General features: G+C 29.3%; 4 protein-coding genes. 1 reads left to right on the top strand and 3 read right to left on the bottom strand.

All coding sequences use genetic code 11. The features are described 5' to 3' along the window. Both ACH2BO_RS05840 and greA read right to left on the bottom strand, forming a co-directional pair. On the bottom strand, positions 1-188 hold a 188-nt coding region (locus tag ACH2BO_RS05840; protein WP_395043816.1), incomplete at its 3' end, for an HIT family protein. A 71-nt stretch (positions 189-259) separates the two neighbouring features. Then, the gene (greA, locus tag ACH2BO_RS05835) at positions 260-736 is read right to left on the bottom strand and encodes a transcription elongation factor GreA (RefSeq protein WP_395043815.1); all 477 of its coding nucleotides are present in this window, start codon (positions 734-736) and stop codon (positions 260-262) included. A 237-nt stretch (positions 737-973) separates the two neighbouring features. On the opposite strand from greA, the gene ACH2BO_RS05830 reads away from it, so the two are divergent. Further along, entirely contained in the window at positions 974-1,393 is a 420-nt protein-coding gene (locus ACH2BO_RS05830; protein WP_395043814.1) for a Rieske (2Fe-2S) protein, read from the top strand. A gap of 5 nt (positions 1,394-1,398) precedes the next feature. Here the strand turns inward: ACH2BO_RS05830 and ACH2BO_RS05825 are convergent. Continuing rightward, positions 1,399-3,113 (bottom strand): TonB-dependent receptor (locus ACH2BO_RS05825; protein ID WP_395043813.1); only part of this gene is annotated, 1,715 nt, incomplete at its 5' end.

Here is a 3,113-nt window from a genome sequence, read left to right as displayed (position 1 = left end):
GCAAAAGCCATCAATCCTAAATACAAATCGTCGTTGAGGTCGAAAATCTTGTTTATTTCTTGCTTCGGGATACATAAAGTATGTCCTTTCGCATTCGGGTTTACATCTAAAAAAGCCAAAAAATTATCGTCTTCGGCAATTTTGTAACAAGGAATTTCTCCGTTTACTATTTTGGTAAATATTGTCATTGGCTGTTTGGTAAATCGGTTATTTGTTTTTTAGGTTAATCGATTAAACGGTTAACCGAACAATCAATAAATTAGTCTCTAGTTATTTCTAAAACATCAAATTTTAAAGTTCCGTTTGGTACTGTAATTTCGGCAACTTCGCCCACAGATTTTCCTAGTAATCCTTTGCCAATTGGCGACGTTACAGATATTTTTCCTGTTTTTAAATCGGCTTCGCTTTCGGCAACCAAAGTATATTTCATTTCCATACCGTTGGCTTGATTTTTAATTTTTACATTAGACAAAACCAAGACTTTTGATGTATCAAGATGACTTTCATCAATTAATCTTGCATTAGAATGTACTTCTTCTAGTTTAGCAATTCGCATTTCTAACATTCCTTGAGCTTCTTTGGCTGCATCATATTCTGCATTTTCACTCAAATCACCTTTATCTCTTGCTTCTGCTATATCTGCCGATGCTTTTGGTCGCATCACGCTTTTTAAATGATCTAATTCTTCTCTAAGTTTTTTTAATCCGTCTGCTGTGTAATAAGATATATTGCTCATAATTTCATTTCGTTTATTCGTAACTTTTGTTTTAATAAAAGCTGTATTTTTTTTATTTGTAATCTAATAAAAACTCTATTTCATCGTTCTCATAAAATAGAAAAAATCCCAACTAGATGGGATTTCTTTTTTCAAAGATATATTTTTTTGATTATTAAATGCTTAATTTTGCTTAATAATGTTTCACAAAGTTAACTAATTTATTTTTGTTTGAACCATCATAATACTAAAATTTTTATGAAAAAAATTCTTTTTTTATTCTTGCTAACAATTGTTTTTGGATGTGGAGATAGTGGTTTTAATAATCAAAATCCCAATTTACCAAACTATCAATTTAGCTTTGAAATTAATACTAATTTACCTTCTTACAGTAATTTACAATTTCCTAGTAATCATGTAAAAATATATCCTGCCGATGGACCATCAAGAGGAATTATAGTTTTCAATACCGGCAGTACTTTCAATGCTTTTGATGGTGGTTGTCCAAATCAACAATTATCATCGTGCTCAACATTGACTATAAGCGGAATTGAAGCAACTTGCCCATGTGATGATGCGTCATATAATTTGTTTACTGGTCAAAGTCCTGGACAACAATATCCTTTAAAACAATATCGAGTTGAAGTTAATGGTAGTTTGATTAGGGTTTATAATTAAAAACTCTAAAAATTTAAATTAACACCAACCAAAAAATTAATTCCTGCTTGCGGATAATAATACGGATAAACATCATACATGTATCCATTAGAAACATATTTTTTATCTAAAATATTATTTACTAAAGCTGTAAAAACTATAGATTTAAAAACAGATTTTGGTTTAATTTCATAAGATATATTCAAATCATTTACCAAATAATCATTCAATTTTGCTTCTTTAAGTTCAATGTTGTTAAGGTATTGTTCTCCTATAAATTTAGATAATACTGAAACTTTAAAATTTTCTAAAGGTTTAAAAACTAAAATATTTCCTGCAATTAAACTTGGCGAATAAGCAATTTCTTTATTTCCAAAATTAGTTCCTGCAACATTTAAATCTACATTTTTATTTTCGCTAATTGTGATGTTTGGACGAATTATTATTTTTTTAGAAATTGCAATTGTTGCATCAATTTCAAGTCCTAATCTATAACTTTTTTCACTATTTGATCTAATAGGATTTCCAACATCATCAAGATTTCCGGTAAGAATTAATTGATTTTTGTATGACATGTAGTAAATATTAGAATTTAATTTTACCTTTTTAGATGCAAATCTCCAGCCCAATTCATAATCGTTTAGTTTTTCTGGTTTAGTGCTTCCGCTTTCGTAATCGGTTCTGTTTGGTTCACGATTGGCTTTTGCATAAGAAAAATAAAAGGTGTTTTTTTTATTCAAATCATAATTCAAACCAGCTTTTGGGTTGAAAAAATTAAACGTATCATTTACCAAATTCGCTTGAACTCCATTGGCTTTATACTTTACAAGTCGGAATTGTAAATCGCCGTAAAAACTAAATTTTTTAGTAAAATTGTAATTGACTTTTGCATAAACTGTTCCGTCAGATTTGTTTCCGTAATCATCATAATACTTATCGCCAAGCTCACTAGTTGATGCAAATCTTGCCCAAATTACTTTTCCAAAATGGTTTCCTTTATATTGATTATAACTTCCACCAAAAATAAAATCTAACTTTTTAGATATATAATTTCCAGAATAAGTAAGTCCATAAAAATCATTTTCCAACCATTTTTGACGAATTAAATCGGTTGTAGTTTGCCCAGTAACAGGAGTTAATCCATAATCTTCAAAAGTTGCATTTTCTTGATAATTTTCATAATATCCTTTTCCTTTAGTGTAATGAAAAGCTAAATTGGAATTCCAGTTAGAATTAATTTTTTCATTCCAATGCAATTGATAATGATCTTGTTGATAGTTATCGGTTTCGTTGTCGTAAAATTTAGTGTTTCCAAATTCGTCTGTATAAATTCCTGCAGAATTAAAAGTTGTATTATTTTGTAAAGTTTCGCCATCAATTCCGTTCCATGATTGGTATGTTTTTTCGGTTCCGCCAAATGCTAATGCTTTGATTAAAGTGGTTTTTCCTACATAAGTTCCTTGCAAAAAATAGGATTTTAAATCAGAAAATCCTCTGTCAATATATCCATCAGATTTTATTTGAGATAATCTTCCAGCAATTTCAAAACCTTGTTCTAAATTTTTTTCAGAATTCATTAATCCTGTACTAAATTTTACGGTGCTTTTTCTAGTATTAAAACTTCCAATAGAATTTGAAATTTCTCCAGAACTTTGTTTAGAATAAGAATCGGTTAGCATGTTTAAGCTTGCGCCAAAAGCTCCAGAACCATTTGTAGATGTTCCAACACCACGTTGTAATT

Origin of the sequence: Flavobacterium sp. (genome assembly GCF_043773265.1) — a bacterium.
Taxonomy (GTDB): domain Bacteria; phylum Bacteroidota; class Bacteroidia; order Flavobacteriales; family Flavobacteriaceae; genus Flavobacterium.
This window is presented reverse-complemented; position numbering and strand designations above follow the sequence as displayed.

Excerpts from the sequence above, each read along its gene's own strand:
- greA (WP_395043815.1), bottom strand. The coding sequence starts at position 736 with ATGAGCAATATATCTTATTACACAGCAGACGGATTAAAAAAACTTAGA.
- ACH2BO_RS05830 (WP_395043814.1), top strand. The coding sequence starts at position 974 with ATGAAAAAAATTCTTTTTTTATTCTTGCTAACAATTGTTTTTGGATGT.